The organism is Ensifer sp. LC163 (assembly GCF_001695855.1).
Lineage (GTDB): Bacteria > Pseudomonadota > Alphaproteobacteria > Rhizobiales > Rhizobiaceae > Ensifer.
Map to the genome: position 1 here is coordinate 49,287 of NZ_MBSS01000068.1, position 19,578 is coordinate 68,864.

Annotated in this window: 19 protein-coding genes and 1 pseudogene; 8 read left to right on the plus strand and 12 right to left on the minus strand. The window is 60.4% G+C overall.

The window, feature by feature from the left end:
- The first annotated feature begins 19 nt into the window (after positions 1 to 19).
- From BC360_RS29645 to BC360_RS29680, 8 genes are all read left to right on the plus strand, one after another.
- Positions 20 to 922 (plus strand): SDR family NAD(P)-dependent oxidoreductase, encoded by a 903-nt coding sequence (locus BC360_RS29645; protein ID WP_244512990.1) that lies wholly within the window; start codon positions 20 to 22, stop codon positions 920 to 922.
- A 2-nt stretch (positions 923 to 924) separates the two neighbouring features.
- Positions 925 to 1,854, plus strand: coding sequence for a 3-keto-5-aminohexanoate cleavage protein (locus BC360_RS29650; protein WP_065784677.1), 930 nt, complete (start codon positions 925 to 927; stop codon positions 1,852 to 1,854).
- Positions 1,855 to 1,856: 2 nt separating this feature from the next.
- On the plus strand, positions 1,857 to 3,278 hold the full coding sequence (locus BC360_RS29655) for an aminobutyraldehyde dehydrogenase (protein WP_065784678.1): 1,422 nt from the start codon (positions 1,857 to 1,859) through the stop codon (positions 3,276 to 3,278).
- On the plus strand, positions 3,271 to 4,026 hold the full coding sequence (locus BC360_RS29660) for an SDR family NAD(P)-dependent oxidoreductase (protein WP_065797894.1): 756 nt from the start codon (positions 3,271 to 3,273) through the stop codon (positions 4,024 to 4,026). Before BC360_RS29655 ends, BC360_RS29660 begins: the two co-directional genes overlap by 8 nt.
- Positions 4,026 to 4,961 carry a 3-hydroxyacyl-CoA dehydrogenase NAD-binding domain-containing protein gene (locus tag BC360_RS29665; RefSeq protein WP_065797895.1) on the plus strand — a complete coding sequence of 312 codons (936 nt, stop codon included), beginning with the start codon at positions 4,026 to 4,028 and terminating at the stop codon, positions 4,959 to 4,961. Before BC360_RS29660 ends, BC360_RS29665 begins: the two co-directional genes overlap by 1 nt.
- A gap of 19 nt (positions 4,962 to 4,980) precedes the next feature.
- A complete protein-coding gene (locus tag BC360_RS29670; RefSeq protein WP_065797896.1) occupies positions 4,981 to 6,213 on the plus strand; it encodes an NAD(P)/FAD-dependent oxidoreductase in 1,233 nt (410 codons plus the stop codon).
- 12 nt (positions 6,214 to 6,225) lie between these two features.
- Entirely contained in the window at positions 6,226 to 6,546 is a 321-nt protein-coding gene (locus BC360_RS29675) for a 2Fe-2S iron-sulfur cluster-binding protein (RefSeq protein ID WP_065784681.1), read from the plus strand.
- 62 nt (positions 6,547 to 6,608) lie between these two features.
- Positions 6,609 to 7,064 carry a thioesterase family protein gene (locus BC360_RS29680; RefSeq protein WP_274533964.1) on the plus strand — a complete coding sequence of 152 codons (456 nt, stop codon included), beginning with the start codon at positions 6,609 to 6,611 and terminating at the stop codon, positions 7,062 to 7,064.
- A gap of 177 nt (positions 7,065 to 7,241) precedes the next feature.
- Here BC360_RS29680 and BC360_RS29685 read toward each other — a convergent pair whose 3' ends face one another.
- The 12 genes and pseudogenes from BC360_RS29685 to BC360_RS29740 all read right to left on the minus strand — a co-directional run bounded on the left by BC360_RS29685 (position 7,242) and on the right by BC360_RS29740 (position 19,526).
- Positions 7,242 to 8,240 carry a GlxA family transcriptional regulator gene (locus BC360_RS29685; protein WP_065784683.1) on the minus strand — a complete coding sequence of 333 codons (999 nt, stop codon included), beginning with the start codon at positions 8,238 to 8,240 and terminating at the stop codon, positions 7,242 to 7,244.
- Between the two features lie 133 nt (positions 8,241 to 8,373).
- Entirely contained in the window at positions 8,374 to 9,372 is a 999-nt protein-coding gene (locus BC360_RS29690) for a 4-hydroxyproline epimerase (protein ID WP_065797898.1), read from the minus strand.
- A gap of 12 nt (positions 9,373 to 9,384) precedes the next feature.
- A complete protein-coding gene (locus tag BC360_RS29695; RefSeq protein ID WP_065797899.1) occupies positions 9,385 to 10,245 on the minus strand; it encodes an ABC transporter permease in 861 nt (286 codons plus the stop codon).
- The gene (locus BC360_RS29700; RefSeq protein WP_065797900.1) at positions 10,242 to 11,090 is read right to left on the minus strand and encodes an ABC transporter permease; all 849 of its coding nucleotides are present in this window, start codon (positions 11,088 to 11,090) and stop codon (positions 10,242 to 10,244) included. Before BC360_RS29700 ends, BC360_RS29695 begins: the two co-directional genes overlap by 4 nt.
- Before the next feature lie 14 nt (positions 11,091 to 11,104).
- Positions 11,105 to 12,193 (minus strand): quaternary amine ABC transporter ATP-binding protein, encoded by a 1,089-nt coding sequence (locus tag BC360_RS29705; RefSeq protein WP_065797901.1) that lies wholly within the window; start codon positions 12,191 to 12,193, stop codon positions 11,105 to 11,107.
- An 84-nt stretch (positions 12,194 to 12,277) separates the two neighbouring features.
- Positions 12,278 to 13,129, minus strand: coding sequence for a glycine betaine ABC transporter substrate-binding protein (locus BC360_RS29710; protein ID WP_065797902.1), 852 nt, complete (start codon positions 13,127 to 13,129; stop codon positions 12,278 to 12,280).
- A 78-nt stretch (positions 13,130 to 13,207) separates the two neighbouring features.
- Complete coding sequence (locus BC360_RS29715; RefSeq protein ID WP_065797903.1) at positions 13,208 to 14,554, minus strand: NAD(P)/FAD-dependent oxidoreductase; 1,347 nt, start codon at positions 14,552 to 14,554, stop codon at positions 13,208 to 13,210.
- Positions 14,551 to 16,068, minus strand: coding sequence for an aldehyde dehydrogenase (locus BC360_RS29720; RefSeq protein WP_065797904.1), 1,518 nt, complete (start codon positions 16,066 to 16,068; stop codon positions 14,551 to 14,553). Before BC360_RS29720 ends, BC360_RS29715 begins: the two co-directional genes overlap by 4 nt.
- On the minus strand, positions 16,061 to 16,972 hold the full coding sequence (locus BC360_RS29725) for a dihydrodipicolinate synthase family protein (protein WP_065784690.1): 912 nt from the start codon (positions 16,970 to 16,972) through the stop codon (positions 16,061 to 16,063). Before BC360_RS29725 ends, BC360_RS29720 begins: the two co-directional genes overlap by 8 nt.
- The gene (locus BC360_RS29730; protein WP_065784691.1) at positions 16,969 to 17,679 is read right to left on the minus strand and encodes a GntR family transcriptional regulator; all 711 of its coding nucleotides are present in this window, start codon (positions 17,677 to 17,679) and stop codon (positions 16,969 to 16,971) included. The genes BC360_RS29725 and BC360_RS29730 overlap by 4 nt, the downstream gene beginning before the upstream one ends.
- 496 nt (positions 17,680 to 18,175) lie before the next feature.
- Positions 18,176 to 18,403: pseudogene (locus tag BC360_RS29735) on the minus strand (transposase); the annotation flags it as partial.
- 79 nt (positions 18,404 to 18,482) lie between these two features.
- A complete protein-coding gene (locus tag BC360_RS29740) occupies positions 18,483 to 19,526 on the minus strand; it encodes a DoxX family membrane protein (RefSeq protein ID WP_244512992.1) in 1,044 nt (347 codons plus the stop codon).
- Between the last annotated feature and the right edge of the window lie 52 nt (positions 19,527 to 19,578).

The window sequence follows — 19,578 nt, forward strand, 5'->3', positions numbered from 1 at the left end:
GGACCCGGCTCGCCTCCCGATGGCCAAATCCAATTGGCCATCGGGAGGTTGTCCGAAACACATCGGTGATGTGCGAGACCGCCCACCGATGCGCTCCACGCCAAAAGAAAAGAAGCCGTCGATGACCGGAAAACTCGAAGGAAAGGTGGCGCTCGTCACCGGGGGACGTGGCGGTATCGGCCGCGCGATCTGCGATAGATTCATCAAGGAAGGGGCGGTCGTTTATGCCGCTGACATTTCGGACGCCGGCAGCATGACTTCGGTCGCTGATGATCGCGCTAAATTCATAAAGCTCGACGTCACCTCGGAAGAGAACGCGCTCTCGGTCATGGCTACGGTCATGAAAGAGGCCGGCAAGCTAGACGTCCTCGTCAATGCCGCTGGCATCGAGATCGAGAAGACGATCGAGCATACGACGTTGGAGGAATGGAACCGGAGCTTTGCAGTCAACGTGACCGGAACGTTCCTCGCTTCGAAGCACGCGCTGCCGCTTCTCAGGAATGCCACGACGGGCGGCGTTACCGCGTCCGTAATCAACTTCGGCAGCTACGACGGTTTCATTGCCGATCCAGGTCTAGCCGCCTACTGCGCGACGAAGGGCGCGGTTCACGCGCTGACCCGTGCGATGGCCTGCGATCACGGCCCGGAAGGCATACGCGTCAATGCGATCTGCCCCGGCTACATCGACACACCGATGCTCCAGAGCTTTTTCGCCGGGGCAGGCTCGGGCGGGAAGGGTGGCACGATCGACACCCTCAAGGAAGCCGTCCGCAACGTCCACCCGATCCGGAACTACGGCGCGCCGGAAGATATCGCAAACCTGGTGAACTGGCTGGCGAGCGACGAGGCCAGATACGCCAGCGGACAACTGTGGGTGCTCGACGGTGGTCTGTCGGCGCAAGTTCAGCAAATGAGGCTCTAAATATGTCTAAGTCAGTAATCATTACGTGCGCGCCGACGGGCGGTATCCACACGCCGACCATGTCCGAGTACTTGCCGATCACGCCGTCTCAAATCGCTGAGGCGAGTATCGAGGCAGCGGAAGCGGGCGCCGCGATCATACACCTCCACGCGCGCAATCCCGAAAACGGAAAGCCCGATCCAAATCCGGACCTCTTCATGGAGTTCCTGCCGCGCATCAAGCAGGCTTCTAACGCGGTGCTCAACGTTTCCACCGGCGGCGGGCTCGGCATGACTCGCGAAGAACGCCTGCGCGCCGCCACCCGGACGAGCCCGGAAATGGCATCGCTCAACGTCGGTTCGATGAACTTCGGCATTTTCCCGATGATGCAGAAGTACAAGGACTGGAAGCATTCGTGGGAACCCACCTTCCTCGAATCCACCAGGGACTTCATCTTCCGGAACACCTTTGCGGACATCGAATACACGATCAAGGAACTGGGCGAGGGCCACGGCACCAAGTTCGAGTTCGAGTGCTACGATCTCGGTCACCTCTACAATCTCGCCTGGATCATCGATCAGGGTTGGATAAAACCTCCGTTCTTCGTCCAGATGGTTTTCGGCATTCTCGGCGGCGTCGGTCCCGATCTCGACAACCTCGTGCACATGCACACGATCGCCAACAAGCTCTTTGGTGACGACTACGAGTGGTCGGTGCTGGCCGCGGGCAGGCATCAGATTCCGTTTACGACGCAGGCTGCCCTCCTCGGTGGGAACCTGCGGGTCGGCATGGAGGACAGCCTCTACATCGGACCTGGCCAGAAGGCGAAATCCAGCGCCGAACAGGTGCGCAAGATCAGGTCCATCGTCGAGAACCTTGGAAGAACGGTCGCGACGCCGGAAGAGGCGCGTCAGCGACTGGGACTCAAGGGTGGCGATCAGGTGGCGTTCTGACCATGCAAACCAAACTCCTCATAAACGGCGAACTCGTTCGAGGCAGTGGCGAAGCACTGTCGATTGTCGACCCGGCCACGGCCGGGGAGATTGCAAGCGTCCAGGAGGCCAGCCCAGAGCAGGTCGACACGGCCGTCGACGCCGCAGCCAAGGCCTTTGACAAGTTTTCGCGGACGACGCCGAAGGAACGCGCAAACCTCCTGCTGAAGATCGCAGACGTCATCGAGTCCAACAGCACCGAGTTGGCGGAGCTTGAAAGTCTCGACGTCGGCAAGCCCTTGCCATCAGCACACGACGATGAGATGCCTCTGACGATCGACACCTTCCGCTTCTTCGCCGGCGGTGCCCGTACGATGACAGGACCTGCCGCTGGTGAGTACGTCGCCGGACACACTAGCATGATCCGACGCGAAGCCGTCGGTCCGGTGGCGGCGATCACCCCTTGGAACTATCCGTTGATGATGCTGTCGTGGAAACTCGCAGCCGCCGTTGCCGCCGGGTGCACCACCGTCCTCAAACCTTCGGAAATCACGCCTCTTTCGACGCTCAAGCTAGGCGAGCTACTCGCCGACGTCCTCCCGAAGGGCGTCTTCAACATCGTCCACGGTCGTGGGGCGACGATCGGCGACAGACTAATCAATGCGCCGCAAGTCGAAGCAATCGCCGTTACAGGTTCGCCTGCGACGGGCATGGCGGCGATGAGGGCCGCCTCGCATCAGATCAGGCACGTTCATCTCGAACTCGGAGGCAAAGCACCGGTAATCGTCTTTGACGACGCTGATATCGATGCCGTTGTCCAGGTCATCCGATACGGCAGCTTCTTCAACGCGGGCCAGGACTGCGCCCAGCCATGCAGATTGTTCGTCCAGGACGGCATTTACGACAAACTGGTGGCAGCGGCCGCGACGGAAGTCTCCGAGATCAAGATTGGACCCCAGAAGGCCGAAGGCACGCAGATGGGGCCGGTCGTCTCCGCCATGCAGTTGGAACGCGTTGAAGGCTTCGTCGAGCGGGCTCGCTCCAGTTGCGACATCGTGACAGGTGGCAAACGAGGCGAGGGGAAGGGCTTCTTCTATCAGCCGACCGTAATCGCAAACGTCGATCACAACGCCGAGGTTGCCTGCTCCGAAATCTTCGGGCCGGTGGTGACGATCTCCCGTTTCTCAGACGCGGAGGAGGCGGTCTCAATCGCTAACGCCGGACGATACGGACTAGCGTCGTCCGTGTGGACTCGGAACGTCGGCCGGGCGATGGATGTGTCCAGCCGTCTTCGATACGGCTTCACCTGGGTCAATACCCACGGCGTGGCGACCCCCGAGATGCCTTGGGCGGCCATGAAAGGATCGGGAACGGGATCGGACATGTCGATCCACGCGCTCGACGCCTATACCTCGGTCCGTCACGTGATGGTGTCCCATGGATAACGATTTCCAGAAGGTTGCGATTGTTACTGGCGGCGGGCGCGGAATTGGCGCGGCCATCGTCCGTCGACTGCGGGAGGACGGTGCCTTGGTGGTCGCGTGCGGGCGCAGCGCGAGACCGGAAGGGTTGGACGATGACGTCGTTTGGGTTCGCGCCGACGTCTCCTGGAGCGGCGATGCAAACAGGGTCATCGAAACTGCCAGCAAATACGGACCCGTATCCATCCTGGTAAACAATGCCGGGGTGCAGGTCGAAAAGACCGTGCGCGACACGACCGACGAAGACTGGTCGAACGTTATCGACATCAACTGCCGGGGCGTCTTCAATATGTCCCGCGCCGTGTTGCCAATAATGGAGAAATCCGGCGGGTCTATCGTAAACCTCGGCTCGATTTCCGGACACGTGGCCGATCCGTCCATGGCGATCTACAACGCCTCGAAAGGCTTCGTTCACAGTCTCACGCGCTCGATCGCCGTCGATCACGGCCCGGCTGTACGCTGCAATGCTGTTTGTCCGGGCTGGATCATGACTGCCATGGCCGAAAGCGGCTTTGCTTTGGCTGAGGACCCCGAGAAAGCGAAAGCGGACGCGATTGCCCGCCATCCCGCTCGCAGGTTTGGAACGCCGTCCGATATCGCAAACACCGTAGCCTGGCTCGTCTCCGATCAGGCATTATTCGTAACCGGCCAATTGTTCACCATCGACGGTGGACTGACAGCCGCCTCTCCACTCCAACCTGGGTTACTCTGATGACTGAATTCAAAAATACTGCCGTGCTCGGCGCTGGGGTAATTGGTGCCAGCTGGACCGCTTTGTTTCTCGCCTCCGGCCGGGACGTCGCGGTTCACGATATCTCCCCGAACACGGAAAAGAGCGTTCGTGATTACGTCGAGCGCGCGTGGCCAACCCTTGAGCAGATTGGTCTGGTCAAGGGAGGTAGTCCCGACCGAGTTCGCTTCTGCAAATCTGCCGTCGAAGCGGTTGAAGGCGCGACTTTCGTGCAGGAGAACGTTCCGGAGCGGCTCGCTATCAAGCATGCTCTCTACGGTGAAATCGAAAAACATCTCGCGGCCGACGCTGTCGTCGCCACGTCGGCCTCGGGCCTGACGCTTTCCGAAATGCAGGGCGGTTGGCGTGATCCGTCGCGCTTCGTCCTTGGCCATCCGTTCAATCCGCCCCACCTGATTCCGCTCGTCGAGGTCATGGGCAATGAACAGACCGCCGATGGCGTTGTGGAAGCCGCGGAAGGCTTCTACGCAGCGGTCGGCAAGGTGACGATCCGCGTCAACCGCGAAGTCCCGGGCCACGTCGCCAATCGACTGCAGGCTGCCGTCTGGCGCGAGGCCATTCATCTCGTCAAAACGGGCGTGGCCTCCGTCGAGGACGTCGACAAGGCTATGTGGGCCGGTCCGGGTCTGCGCTGGGCCGCAATGGGGCCGACGATGCTCTTCCACCTCGGTGCCGGCGAGGGCGGTCTTGCGGCCTTCTGCGAACGCTACACCGATAGCTTCAATCGCTGGTGGGATGACCTTGGTGTGCTGCACCTAGACCCCACGTTGGCGGAGACTCTCGTCTCTGGCGTCAAGCAGGAGGCCAACGGGCAGTCGCCAGCCGATCTCTCCGAGCAGCGCGACGCTCTCATCGCCAGCATCCAGAAGGCAATGGCTCCGCTCCGAGCCAACTAAACATTAGAAGGACGGCAACATGGAAGACGGTCGGGTTGATCAGACCTCCCGGATTGTGGTGATCGGTGCAGGTCAGGCGGGATTTTCCGCATGTGCCAAACTCCGCGCGCTCGGACATATGGGGTCGATCACCTTGATCGGCGACGAAAACCATGCGCCTTACCAAAGGCCGCCGCTCTCGAAGGGGTTCCTCCTCGGCGAAACGACCGAGGAAAGACTCTATTTCAGGCCCCTGAGCTTTTACGAGGAAAAGGGCATCGAGTTGAGGCTGTCATCGACGGTCGAGGCCATAGACAGGTCCACGCAAAAGGTGGCGATGGCGGACGGATCAGAAGTCGCCTACGACCGTCTGCTTCTGGCGACAGGTGCACGCCCGAGGCTGCTGCCTGCCGAGATCGGCGGGGACTTGGGCGACGTCTTCTACGTCCGAAATCTCGCCGACATCAACTCGATGGCGCACTGTTTCCGCGAGGGGCAGCGTGTCCTGATCATCGGCGGCGGCTACATCGGCCTGGAAGCGGCAGCCGTTTCGTCCAAGCTTGGACTCCAGGTCACTCTCATCGAGGCTTCAGACCGCATCCTGCAGCGCGTTGCTAGCCCTGAGACTTCACGGTTCTTCAGAGAGCTGCATGCGTCTCACGATGTCACCGTGCTCGAGGGAACGGGGATCAGGCGCCTTACCGGCGAAGACGGTCATGTTCGGGCGGCCGAACTCTCCGATGGCTCTGTTCTCCCGGTTGACTTCGTCATTGTCGGGATCGGAGTTCATCCCAATGTCGAGCTTGCGCGCGACGCAGGCATCGACGTCGACAATGGCATCGTGGTGGACGCGAACTGCCGGACCTCGGACCCGCACGTCTTCGCGGCGGGGGACTGCGCTTCATTTCCGTGGAGGGCAGGCCGAATCCGCCTGGAAAGCGTAGGCAATGCAATCGATCAGGGAGAAGCAGCAGCCAAGGCGATGCTCGGGGATTCCGCCGGATACCTGGCGAAGCCCTGGTTCTGGTCAGACCAGTTTGACGTCAAACTGCAGATCGCTGGCCTCTCCACGGGATACGACAGGGTGGCGACCCGCCATGGAGCCGGCAATGCAGTCTCCTATTGGTACTACCGCGGTGACGAGCTTCTGGCCGTCGACGCCATGAACGACCCGAGGGTCTACATGGCCGCCAAGCGGATGATCGAAGCGGGCAAGTCACCGGCACCGGTCGTGGTCGCCGATACGACGGTCGATCTCAAGTCATTGCTATAGGGGGACCGTACAATGGTGAAGTTGTCCATATCCACCTTCGACGGAACGCCATTCGAATTAGATGCGGCCACCGGAACGACACTGATGGAGAATGCGGTTCGGAATTCTGTCCCCGGCATAGAGGCGGAATGTGGTGGCGCGTGTGCCTGCGCCACCTGCCATGTCTACGTGGACGAGGAATGGAGAGAGCGGGTCGGGCCGCCCAACAATATCGAAAAGGATATGCTCGATTTCGCACACGACGTTCGCGAGAGCTCGCGCTTGTCGTGTCAAATCAGGCTGTCGGAGGCAATCGACGGACTGAGCGTAAGAATCCCAGAACGACAGTCGTAAGCTCGCGTTGTCGCAGATTAGCGCACGATCAAATGGAATCGAACGTAATGACCCCAGCGGCTATGTATCTTTGGGAGGGTTCCGTCCTTCCCGAGTGGCTCGACTACAACGGGCACATGACGGAGCACAGATACCTTCACATCTTCAGCGATAGCTCGGATGCCCTTTATGCGAAGCTCGGGGTGGTCTTCGAAAAAGCTGCCGAAGGGTCTTATTATACAATGGAGACTCATCTGAGGCATTTGGCAGAGACACATGTCGGAGGCAGTCTCTGGACCGAGACCGAAATTCTCGGATACGATGAAAAGCGCCTACATCTATTTCATCGCCTCTTTGAATCCGGAGGGAAACTGCTAGCGACAGCGGAGCATCTGGCATTGCATGTCGCCCATTCCAAAAGCTGTGCGGCAAGCGGTGACATGCTCACTAAAGTGGCATCCATTTTCGCTAATCAGAACGAACTGCCAGTAGCGGAACGGGTAGGCAGTGTCCTTCGCCAGCCTTCGCGACATACATGACTGCGATGATTTATCCGCACCCCCTTGGCGAGCTTCAATGAAACAGAGTGGGCCCACAGCCACCGAACCGGCTATCATTGCTTGCGGACCTTTTTCCTGGATTGACCACGGAGGAATGTCGGTGGGGTCCCCTTACCAAAAGCCCGTTTCCGCGCAACCCGCAAGCAGCGTGAAGGCTCACTTCGACAGCGTCGCTCGCAACTCGCGCGGCGACTGGCCGAAGGTCTTGGCGAACATCCTGGAGAAATGCCCAGCGCTTTCGAAGCCGACGTCGAGGGCGATTTCAATGAGTGAAGCATCGGTCTGGGTGAGAAGGCGCTTGGCGCGTTCCAGCCGGAATTTTCTGTAGACGTGCGCCGGCGACATCTTCGCCTTTTCCATGAACAGGCGCTCGAGCTGACGCCGTGACAGGCCGACGGAGGCCGCTAGTTCAGGGATCGAGATCGTGTTCTCGGTATTCTGCTCCATGATGATAAGGGCAGCGTTCAGGCGGGGGTCGTTGCTCTCGATCGCGAGCGGCTTTCTTGGCTGGACATGAAGATGCGAACGGGCCCTGTCGATCTGCAGGACCTCGAGCGCATTGCGTTCCGCCTCCCTGCTGATATGGAGGCGAACGATATGGGCTGCCATGTCGGCCGCACTGCTGCCGCCGGCGCAGGACCCACGGGTGCGGTCGAGGTTGAAGAGGCGATCCGAGCGCACCTTCAGATCCGGGAAGCGCTCGCGGAATGCCTGATAGTGGAGCCAGCTGACACAGACGACGTGCCCCGCCATGAGCCCCGCCTCCGCCAGGATGAAGGTCCCGGTGCACAGGCCGATCAAAGGCACTTTCTTGGCGGCTGCCTTTTTCAGGAAGGCGACCGTCTCATCATCGATCGGGTGCTCGTTCTTGAGAAGGCCGCCGACTATGACGATGTAGTCGAACTGCCCGGGATCGACGAGGCCGGACGTTGGCGCCACCTGAACCCCGCAGCTGGATGCGATCAGGTGGCGTGTGTTGCCGAGGACCTGCCAATCGGCACGCACACGGCCCGATTTATCGAGCTCGTCGCTTGCCAGCCTAAGCGTATCGATGAAGAGGGCGAAGGCCGAGAGTGTGAAGGAACGTGCGAGCACGAAGCCGATCTTGAGGCGGACCGTCGCGGCAGGGGTTATGGGTTTCAGGTTCGTCGTCATCGAGGAGTTTCCTAACTAGCGAACTGGTTGGCTCGCGCGCCACTTGCCGAGGTCGAAACGTATGAAATCGTGGCTCAGGTCTTAGGTCTTGCGATGCTCGATCAGTCATGATCCGAGGCCCGAAGCCGACCGGCTATTTTATCTGAAATCCGTGTGCCAGGGGATCTCGATCATCCACGAAGATGGTGTTGTGACCGATGATCCGGGCCCACCCACCCACGCTTGGCCTGATGCCCCTGAAGTCACCGACGTTCTGTTCGGCCTCGACGCGCCCTTCGAAAACCGTGCCGATCAGGCTTTCCTGGCGGAATGTTTCGCCGACCTTGAGACGCCCCTTTCCGTGGAGCTGAGCCATCCGTGCGGATGTCCCGGTACCGCCCGGCGACCGGTCGATCGCCTTGTTGCCATAGAACACGGCGCCGCGGCCATCAGCCTCTTTGGAAGTCGGTCCGTCGCACCACAGCGCGTGATGCACGCCGCCTATCCGATCGTCCTCCGGGTGGATCGGGTCGCAGACAGGTGCAAGGGCGTCGCGAAGACTTCGGCTGACCTCCACGATATCGCTTGCCGACATACCGTCGAGGCCAGGCCAGTTTTTCTGCGGTTCGACGACGGCATAATAGTTGCCGCCATAGGATACGTCGACGACAAGCGGACCGAGGCCTGGAACATCTACGCTGACGTCGGCTTCATGCAGATAGCTCGCGACGTTGAACATGCGGACTGATTCCACGAACTCGCCGGGCTTGGAGTATTCGACGTCGACCCTGCCAGCGGGCGTCTCGATCGACACCTTCCCCGGCTTGCGCGGTGTCACAAGGCCCTCTTCGAGCGCTGCGGTAACAAGCCCCATCGTGCCGGCGCCACACATCGGCAGGCAGCCGCTTACCTCGATGAAAATGACCGCGAAATCACAATCTTCTCGGTACGCGGGGTAGATGATCGCGCCAGACATGACGTCGTGCCCACGTGGTTCGAACATCAACGACTGGCGAACCCAGTCATGGTCGCGAACGAAGATTTCGCGACGCTCGACGATCGGTAGATGGGGGAGCAATGGGGCTCCCGCCGCCACGAGCCGAACGGGGTTTCCGCAGGTGTGAGAATCGATGCAGAAGAAGCTGCGGCGCATGGTCTGATATCCCTAGTGTGTCGCCCTTGTCGGACCGCGGCCGCGGCCCTGCAGGGCACCCTTGGACAAACGGTCGAGGAGGATTGCGATGGCGACGATTGCCAGTCCGGCCCGAAGACCGAGCCCCATTTCCATGCGCGTCAGCCCTCGTGTGACTTCGGCACCCAGTCCGCCGGCGCCGACCAGACCGGCGAGCACCACCATCGCGAGCGAGAGCAGAATGCACTGGTTGAGGCCGACAAGAAGCGTGGGCGTGGCAGACGGAATTTCGATCTTGAGGAGAATCGCGCGGGGTGGTGCGCCCGTCGCCTGGCCAAGTTCCAGAAGATCCTTCGGGACCTGGTTGAAGGCGAGCGTCGTCAGACGCAGCATGGGCGGTATGCCGTAGACGATCGTTGCGATAATTGCTGGAACGCGGCCCAGGCTGAAAATCATGACCGCAGGGATCAGATAGACCCATGGCGGTACGGTTTGCATGATGTCGAGCACGGGCCGAAGGCCGGCCTCGAGGCTCTTGTAGCGCGATGCTAGAATGCCGAGAGGAAACGCGATCGACACTGAAATGAAGACGGCGACGGTCACGAGCGCGAATGTCTGCATCGACGCCGTCCAAAGACCTGCTAAGAGACAAAAGGCAAGGCTGACCGCCGTGATCACGGCAACCCTGAAATTGATGAGGAACGCGGCAAGCAGCACCGCCACCAGGATCACCACATAGGGCGACGGGTACAGCAAGACGGCTTCGATGCCGCCCAGTACCGCCTCGATCAGCTTGGTGACCGCGTCAAAGAACGGGTGGAAGTTCGCGTTCAGCCAATCCACCGCCGGGGCGAGATAGACACCCGGCGAAAAACGAATGAGGTCGGCATTCATCTTGCACCTGCCTTTGCGCGATGGGCAGCACTTTGTGTCAATCTGTCGAGCACCATGGTCAGGATGACGATCGCGATTGCCGCATTGATGGAAGTTGCGATGTCGAGCGTGCGAACCGCACCGTAGATCGTCTCGCCTAGCCCGCCGGAACCGACGATGCCGGCGATGACAACCATCCCGAACGCCATCATCAAGCTTTGGTTTATCCCGGCCATCACGCTCGGGATCGCGAATGGAAGCCTGATTTTGGTGAACATCTGCCACGGCGTCAGGCCGCTCGCCTGCCCCAGTTCGATAAACTCTCGCGGCGTCATCCGAATGCCGAGCGACGTCAGGCGGATGGCCGGCGGCATCGCGACGATGAAGGTGGCGATGAGCGCGGTCGCAGGCCCATAACCGAGCAGCGCAATTGCCGGGAGAAGGTAGATGTAGGGTGGCAGTGTTTGGATGAGATCAAGCACGGGCTCGAGAGCACGATCGAAGGATCTGACAAAACCGGCGAGGATCCCGATCGGAATGCCGACGACGAGTGCAAGGATCGTTGCCGTTGCGACCAGGGCCAACGTGCTCATCGTTTCGGCCCAAAGACCCATGGCTGTGCAGAAGGTCAGTGCGACGCCTGTCAGTAGCCCGGCTGCAAGATTGATCAGCCGCCATCCGAGCAAGGCCGCAAGAGCAGCAATGACATAGAACGGCGAGATCTGGAGCACCCAGAGGATGCCGTCATATGTCCCCTCCAGAACCATCCTGATGAAGTCGAACAACCACTCGCCGTTGTCGCTGATCCAGCCAAGCGCGTCGTCGGTAAAGGTGTCGAAATTATCCGTAATGACCGAGGTGTCCATTGCATTACCTCCAACTAGGCTGCGACGAGCTCTCTGGCGGGGGTCCCGGCCACGCCGCAGAGCAATCCGCGGGTCGTCACGATACCGACCATGGCACCATTCTCGACAACTGCAACGGCGTCGCGGTTCGAGCGCATGGTGAGATCTATGAGTTCCCCGATGTCGGCTTCCGGCGAGGTCTTCAGAAGCGCCTCGACGTCGCAGTGGGGCTGCAGGGTCTGGAACTCCGCAACCGGGAGCATCACTGAATGTGCCTTGACGAGATGGATTCTCGAAATGCCGGCGACAAATTCGGAGACGTAGTCATCGGCCGGCTGTGTCACGATTTCTTCCGCGGTCCCCACCTGCACGATCACGCCATCCTTCATGATCGCAATCCGATCACCGATCCGAATGGCCTCTTCGAGGTCGTGGGTAATGAAGACAGACGACTTACCAAGTGATTTCGTCAGCTGCCGGAACTCATCCTGCAACTGCCTGCGGATGAGCGGGTCGAGCGCGCTGAACGGTTCGTCCATCAGGATAATTTCCGGGTCTGCAGCCAGCGCCCGGGCAAGGCCCACGCGTTGCTGCATGCCGCCCGAAAGTTCGGAAGGGTAGCGCGCCATCCAGTCGGCGAGTCCCACTTTTTCTAGGGCGGCGCGGGCAATCTTGTACCTCTCGTCCCGAGGCACTCCACGGACCTCTAGTCCGAATGCGGCGTTTTCGAGCACGGTCCTTCCCGGAAGAAGGGCTACGCTCTGAAATACCATACCGATGTTCCGGGCGCGCATGTCGCGCAGCTCTGCGGCGTTCAGCTTGGCAATGTCCTTGCCCTTGATCGTGATCTGACCAAGGCTCGGTTCGATCAGCCGATTGAGCAAGCGCACGAGGGTCGACTTGCCGCTACCGGAAAGCCCCATGATACAGAAGATCTCGCCGCGACGGACCTGAAGATTGGCGTTGGCAACGCCAACAACGCAGTCGAATTCTTCCAGGATTTGCTTCTTCGATAGCCCACGCTCTTCGACGGCCCTTATCGCAGTCGGGGCACGTGCGCCGAATATTTTCCAGACGTTCTGGCAGTCCACCAGCACTTCGTTCGCATTGTTGATCGTGTTCATCTCGTTCCCCGCAATTCAGCCCGTAGCTGTTTGCTTATGGTCGATTGCGGGCGGCACCATCCCGAGCCGCCCGCGTATTCACGCTCATTCGCTCTTGATATTGCCCCAGCGCTTCAGCAGGTCGGCGTGGTTATCGGTCCAGTCCTTGACCGCCTCATCCATAGACTTGCCGTCGCTGACAGCGCCGTTTATCGCAGTGATGTCGGCAAGCGGCACGTAAACGCTGGCAACAACCTCACGAGCGTGCGGGTAGTCAGCGGAGAAACCCTTCTGACCGATCCAGTAGTAGCTCTGCGGCGGCGGGAATATGCCCTTTGGATCCTTCAGGAACTTCAAGGGGTATTTCTGCATCATCCAGGACGGCTCCCAGATAGTGACGGCCACCCATTCGTTGCGGTCGATGGCGGACTTGAGTGCAGCGGTCATTGCGGCGGTGCTGCCTTCGACAAGCTGCAGCTTGAGGTCGTAGTCCTTCACGACGGTGGCGGCGTCACGCATCAAACCTGAACCAGGCTCGATGCCGACAATCTTGCCGCCGAACTTGTCGGCGTTTTCGTTGAGTTGTTCGACGGAGTCGACGGTGACGTATTGCGGCACTGCAATGGCCTGATAGAGGCCGTGCGAAACAGGCGAAATCTTCTCGAGGCGCTTCTTGTTCTTATCCCAGTAGTCCTGTGCGACATAATCTGTCTGCGAGGCGAGGAGCTGAACGTCGCCCTTGGTGAGAGCAGCGTAGGCGATGCCCCACTCGGAAAACGGCACGACCTTGACGGTGTATCCGGCGTCCTCGAGCACTTTCTTGGTGATTCCGGTGATGGGGGTGAGGTCCTCCCAAGACATGGTGCCCAGTGTGATGGTTTTTTCTTCGGCCCGCGCGGACACCATGGTCATTCCGACCATCGCAGCAGCACAGAGCGCTTTCCACAAAGTCTTCATTATTGTTCTCCTAGTTTTCGTTCCCATTCTCTTTGAAGACCGGCAGTCGCCTCAGCCCTCACATTGCGCGGCGAAGGGTCAGCCCTCGCGGCCTGCGCGCAATTCCTGCAGGCGGATCACCGAGTTGATGCCGAGCCACGCAAATGGCTCAGGCGGCAGGCGGGTTGGCCCTGGGTGATCCATATATTCTTCGAGTTCCCTGGAGATGGTCCCGGTCGCCAATTCGGCGGCCATCATCCCGGCCAGCGTGCTCTTCACGGTGCCAAGACCATTCTCGCAGCAGGCGGAAAAGAGCCCCTCTTCAACTTCGCCGAAGGCGGGCACGTGGTTGAGGCTGAGGCAAAGACGGCCCGCCCAGCTGTGCTCGAACGCTATCCCCTTGAGGCCAGGGAACCTCGCATCCAGTGAGTTCCGGTGTGCCTCAGCCATTTTCGACAGGCGGCGTTCCGACAAAGTGACCGTCGTGTCGTACGTGTATTTGGTCCGGATCGCGATCCGCGATTGTCCGCCGGACGTGATCTTGCGTACGGTGGCACCCATCGCATCGGCCGGAAGCAGGGCCCAGCGATCGCGGCCCGAAACCTTGTGCCCAAAGTCATCGGCTGGAAAGGGCGCCGTCATTGAGGCATAGGCGAAAATGTGCATCAGGCGCCTGCCGAAATGGCCAAAGTCTTCGATATGGCCATTGACGCCGAGAATGACCTTTGGGGCGCTAACCCTGCCGCGCGCGGTCGATGCCGTCCAGGATCCGTTTTCGCGCCGCAGTGACATCACCGGAGACCGCTCGAAGAGATCGATCCTTTGTGACAGCCCGGCGGCGAACTGGCGCATATAGTCGGCCGGCTGGATCAGGACCGCCCCGGGGGTGTAAAGCCCGCCAAGATAATAGCTAGACCCCGTGATCTCGCGCATTTCGGCGGCGTCGAGCAAGGAGTGTTTCTCGCCAGCGCTCTTCAGAGACTGGCCGAAACTCGCGTTGAGCTTCATGCCGCGCGCGGTCGCGGCGGCATTGATCTTGCCCGCTGGATCGAACGTCTCGCGAGACATGCCGTAGTCTTCAGCCGCGCGGGTGGCGAATGCGATGGCCGATCGGTTCTGGGCCATCTCCAGGCGGGTCGCATCAGCGGTGCCGCTTGAATACTCGCTGGAGGTGAGGTTGTGCGGCACGTCGATCATGTAGCCGGAGTTCCGCCCCGACGTGCCCTTGCCAACCTCACTGGCCTCGAGAACGACGATCTTGTCGTCAGGCCTAAGCTCGAGCAGACGGCGCGCCGACGAAAGTCCGGCGAACCCGGCGCCGATGATGAGCCAGTCCGCCTCCACGTTGCCGTCGAGGCACCGGACGGGAAACGAACGTCGACTGATCGCCTCCCAGCCCGAGATGCCATTTTCGACCGGCAAGCGTTTGACGGACCGCGTGTTCATCGGATCGTCTCGTCGACGGAGCGTTCCGAAACGTCGATCCAGATCGTCTTCAGTTCGCAATAATTGTCGTGGGCGAAGATCGATTTGTCACGGCCGCCAAAGCCGGACTCCTTGTATCCACCGAACGGGGTTGTGGCGTCACCTTCGCCGAAGCAGTTGACGGTGACGAGGCCCGCGCGGATGTCGCGGGATAGCCGGATCGCGTTTCGAAGGCTTCCCGTGTAAATCGATGCCGTCAGGCCGTAATTGGTGTCATTGGCGAGCGCTACCGCTTCGGCGAGGTTCTCGAAAGTCGTGACCGAAAGGATCGGCCCGAAGATCTCCTCCTGGAACAGCCGGCTCGCCGGCGTTACCCCGTCTACAACAGTCGGTTCGATGAAGGCGCCCTCATATGTCCCGCCACCGTGAGCGAGCGCGAGTTTCTCCGACTTCACGTCGTCGAGGAACGACCGCACCTTCTCGAAGTGGCTCTTGCTGACGAGCGCGCCGATGCGATTCTCCGGGTCAAGCGGATCCCCCGTCTTCCACTCGCGCATATAGGCGCCGATCCGCTGCAGCAGTTCGTCCTTGATGCTCGACTGGACGATCAGGCGGGAGGTCGCCGAGCAATTTTCGCCCATGTTCCAGAAGGCGCCGTTGACCACCTGTTCGGCGACGAGATCGAGGTCTTCCGCATCCCCCAGCACGACCGCGGGGTTCTTGCCGCCGCACTCGAGCACAACCTTCTTCAGGTTGGAGTCGGCCGCATAGCGCAGGAACCGCCGGCCGGTCGGGGTGGAGCCGGTGAAGGCGACCATGTCGACATCCATGTGCAGGCCGATCGGCTCGCCGACATCCTTGCCGCTGCCCGTTACAACGTTGAAGACGCCCGGCGGGATCCCCGCCTCATGGGCAAGCTCGGCGACACGAAGGGTGGTCAGTGTCGTTTCCTGCGCGGGCTTCACGACGACCGAACATCCGGACGCGAGCGCCGGGCCGATCTTCCAGGCCAGCATCAGAAGCGGGAAGTTCCAGGGTAGGACGCAGCCGACGACGCCGATGGGCTCGCGCACGACCATGGCCAAGGCATTCGCGCCGACATTGTTGGTGTTGTCGTAGAGCTTGTCGATCAGTTCGGCATGCCAGCGGATCGTGTGGATCGTGTCGGGCACGTCGACCGTCTGGCACTCACGCACCGGCTTGCCGCTGTCGATGCTTTCCATGACGGCGAGTTCGTGGCGATTGTCTTCGATGAGTTTTGCGAGCTTGACCAGCACGGCCTTGCGGTCGCCGGGCGATTGCAGGCGCCAACGACCGTCTTCGAAGGCCTGCCTTGCCTTGGCGACGGCAAAGTCGACGTCGCTTGCGTCGCAGGCCGCGATCTCGGCCAGAGCCTCGCCCGTAGCCGGGTTGGTCGTCGTAAAGGTTTTGCCGAAATTGGCCGGGCGGAAGGCCCCGTCGATGAAGGCGTTGGTAGGCAGGTCGAGCCCGACGGCGATGGCCTTGTATTCAGCGGCGGTCAGAGGTTCATGCATTGTTGGCTCCCGACGTGATCTGGGCGACCGTTCGCTTCAACGTGGAGACGACAGTCTGGAGGGTTCGCTTCTCTTCGGAGTTGAGCGGGCGGAGCGGGGCTCGGACGGAGCCTGTCTTCAAGCCGATCAGTTCGCATCCGTGCTTGATCGACTGCACGAACTTGCCGCATTCGAGGAAGTCCATCAGCGGCAGCATCGCCGTCATGATCGCGCGGCCCTTGTCGAAGTTCCTTTCGACGACGCAGGCCTCATAGAGGGCCACATGCTCCCTCGGCAGGAAGTTCGAGCCGGCGCAGACCCAGCTCTTTGCTCCCCAGGCAAAGAACTCGAGCGCCTGATCGTCCCAACCGCAGGAAAGCGAGATGTGCGGGAATTTCCGGGCCAGCAGGTGCAGATTGGCCATGTCGCCCGAGCTCTCCTTGATGGCGACAACGTTCCTGGACTTGCCGACGCGGGAGAAATATTCGTCTCCCATCATCACGCCCATTCGAGCGGGGTAGTTGTAGAGCATGATCGGCAGGTTCGCGGCCCGGTCGACAGTCAGCGCATGAACGGCGTTCTCGCGCTCCGTCGGCAAGGCATAAGGCGGTGACGACACGAGGATGGCGTCCGCACGGATCTCCTTGGCCGCCTTGGCGAATTCCACCGAGTCTTCGGTTCTGGTCGCACCCGTTCCGACGACGAGCGGCAGACGTGAGCCGATGACATCTTTGGCGAGCGCGGCCAGGTCGAAGCGTTCCTGAGCGCTCTGGGCGTAATATTCACCCGTCGATCCGCCGACGATGATGCCGTGGACCTTGGCCTCGATCAGCGTTTCCAGCACGGCCGCGAAGCCCTTGCGGTCGATCTGTCCGTCTTGCCCGAGTGGGGTGACCGCCGGCGTGTATATACCTTCGAACTTCAAGATGACTTCTCCATCGATTGGGCGGGAACCTCAACGAGCGCGTCCGCCTTCATCCCCTCCGGCGCGATGAACATTTCCATGTTTTCGCGCGACAGTTCCCAGTGCTCGAACACCAGATCGACGACGGTGTCTTCGTCGTGCGAGGCTATTGCCGCGATGAAGCCATCGTGATGATCGACCGCGACCTGCAGGCGCTGGCGCATGTCATCGGTCTTCGGGCGGAAGAAGGTGTGGCCGATACGAGCGTGATCGATCAGCAGGCGTCCGAGGCTCGGCTGCAGATAAGCATTGCCGGACATTTCCCCGATGATCTCGTGGAAGCGATTGTTCTCGAGAACCATTGAAAGAGCGTCGCCCGTGAGACTTGCCGAGCGAAAGCGCTCCTGCGTGTCCTTGAGGTCGCCCAACTGCTTTTGCTTGAAGTTCTGGACGGCCAGGCGACCGATCGCGGCATAGACCATCGGAGCCACCAAAAAGAAGTGCCGGAGCGTTTGATGATTCATCGGGCTGACGCGTGCGCCGCGATTGGCGCGGATGTCGATGTAGCCCTCGCCTTCGAGCCGACGAAAGATCTCGCGAACCGGCGTGCGGGAGAGGCCGTACAGTTCGCCCAGGCTTACCTCGTCGAGATCCTGATCGGGATCGAGTTCCATCGTCAGAATCTGGCGTTTGAGATCCTCGTAGAGGCCGCTCTTTCCCTTCTTCACCGAACCCTCCTTCGTGAAATTTCGTGTCGGCGGATGCGTTGATCGCCATTTGACAAATGGAAGGTCTCACAGCGCCGCGACGGAGTCAATGAAATTGTATAATCTGCGTATACAGAGATTATGGTCACATTATACAATTTGCGGCGAGCGAATGGCTACCGGTTGGGACGAGCCGATCCGGCGCGGTCTCACAAAAAGGAAAAAGGGATGCGCGAAAACTTACTGTCGCCGGCTATCTCCGCGATCACCTCGAATACTTCGAGAGGGAGCTTGACGCGCACTGTTGATCCCGACGGTCTGCTGGCTCCGGGGATAGACCCCGAAACTCTTGAAATCGTTCGCCTTGAGCGCGGGCTCAATCGATTGATCCGCGGCATCGACAGGCACTATTGCGATACCGAGCCGGCGTCAGACGATCGCGCCCTCGACGTGGAGTCTCCCGCATCCAGGGGACATCCTAACCGAAGTGCATCATGCCGGTTTAGAGGGTAGGGGGTCAGCCTCCGTCTTGCAAATGTGCCCCGAACACTTCGGCCGGCGTCCTGTAGTCGAGGCACTTTCTCGGCTGGTCGTTGAGATGGCGAGCAAGCTGGATGAGGTCGCGTTGCGATACGGTGGTAAGGTCCGTATCGCCTGGCATGAACCGGCGAATGCGCTTGTTCACGTTTTCGACCGCACCTTTCTGCCAGGGCGCACTGGGGTCGCAGAACCAGCTGCGCGCGCCTCCATCAACATCATTCGAATTCCGAGAGCGGAAACTCCAAAGGTATCGAAGCCCGTCATCCATCCAGTCTTGAAGGCTTTCACTTTGACATCACCAGAGGAATGTCCTGTCCGGTATGCACCGACAGTTCCGTCGGCGGGGCATGACTATGAAGGAGCGAATGCAGATTCCAGTAGGTCGGGGCCAGGATCGCCAAAGCAGCAATGAAGCCAATGGGCACGCCGAAGATCGCTCGCCGGAATTCGGGAGCAATCTGCATTTCGCGGGCGGGGTCAATGGCCGCAATCACCAGCATCATTGTAATCAGGCCGTGACCAACAAAATCCAGCCGCCCGAATGCAACGACGGCTGCATTGAAGATCACAAGCAACGCAATGGCGGAAAGCCGCCGCACAATCGGGGTCCAGATCAGTCCAAGACCGAGGACGAACTCGACGACGCCTGCCATCGGAAGAAACACATTCTCCGGCATCCCGAAGGTCAGGAACGGCTTCTCCTGTGCCAGCGGGTCGAACCATTCAGGATAGGCGAATTTTTCGAGGCTGGAGCGCATCAGGGTAATCGCGATCGCCCAGCGCAGAATGGCGAAGCGCTGTTCTCGCCACGAAGATCCCTCAAGCGAAAACAGTATGAGATAACCAGCAAGGCCAAGGCAGAGCACCAGGTAGTCGAGCAGATGAAAAAGCTGATACTCATGCAGCGCCGCTCCCCAGAGCGCGAGTATCCCAATCGCGGAACACCACATTGTTCTGCGCGAGAAGAGACCTGCCGCGATCAACAACTGCGCCCAGGAAACCCATTCCAAGCCAGTTCTCAGGTCAGGCGTGAGATAGACGCCGCCAATGACGAAGATTGCGATGAAGAAAGCTGCCGTCGCTGCGCGAACAAAATCATCAGCTCGGCTCCACAACGGGGCGGTCAGTCGCTCCATCGTCGTGAGCACCTTATCGCCTGCGGCAGTGCGCTCGAAGGCGACGGTCATGACGAATAGCGGGACCGCAATGGCGACGGCAAGCCAGAACCACTGGCTTGCCAAGGTCTCCGCGAATGGCCGTGCGGGCGATGCAATGTCAAACGGCGCGAACCATTTGACATGAGCCGCGGCAGCCGTCGGCCACAGCATAGGAGTGGCGGCGCCAACCGTAGCCGCTGCGACCGCTTGCCGAAGTCGCCTT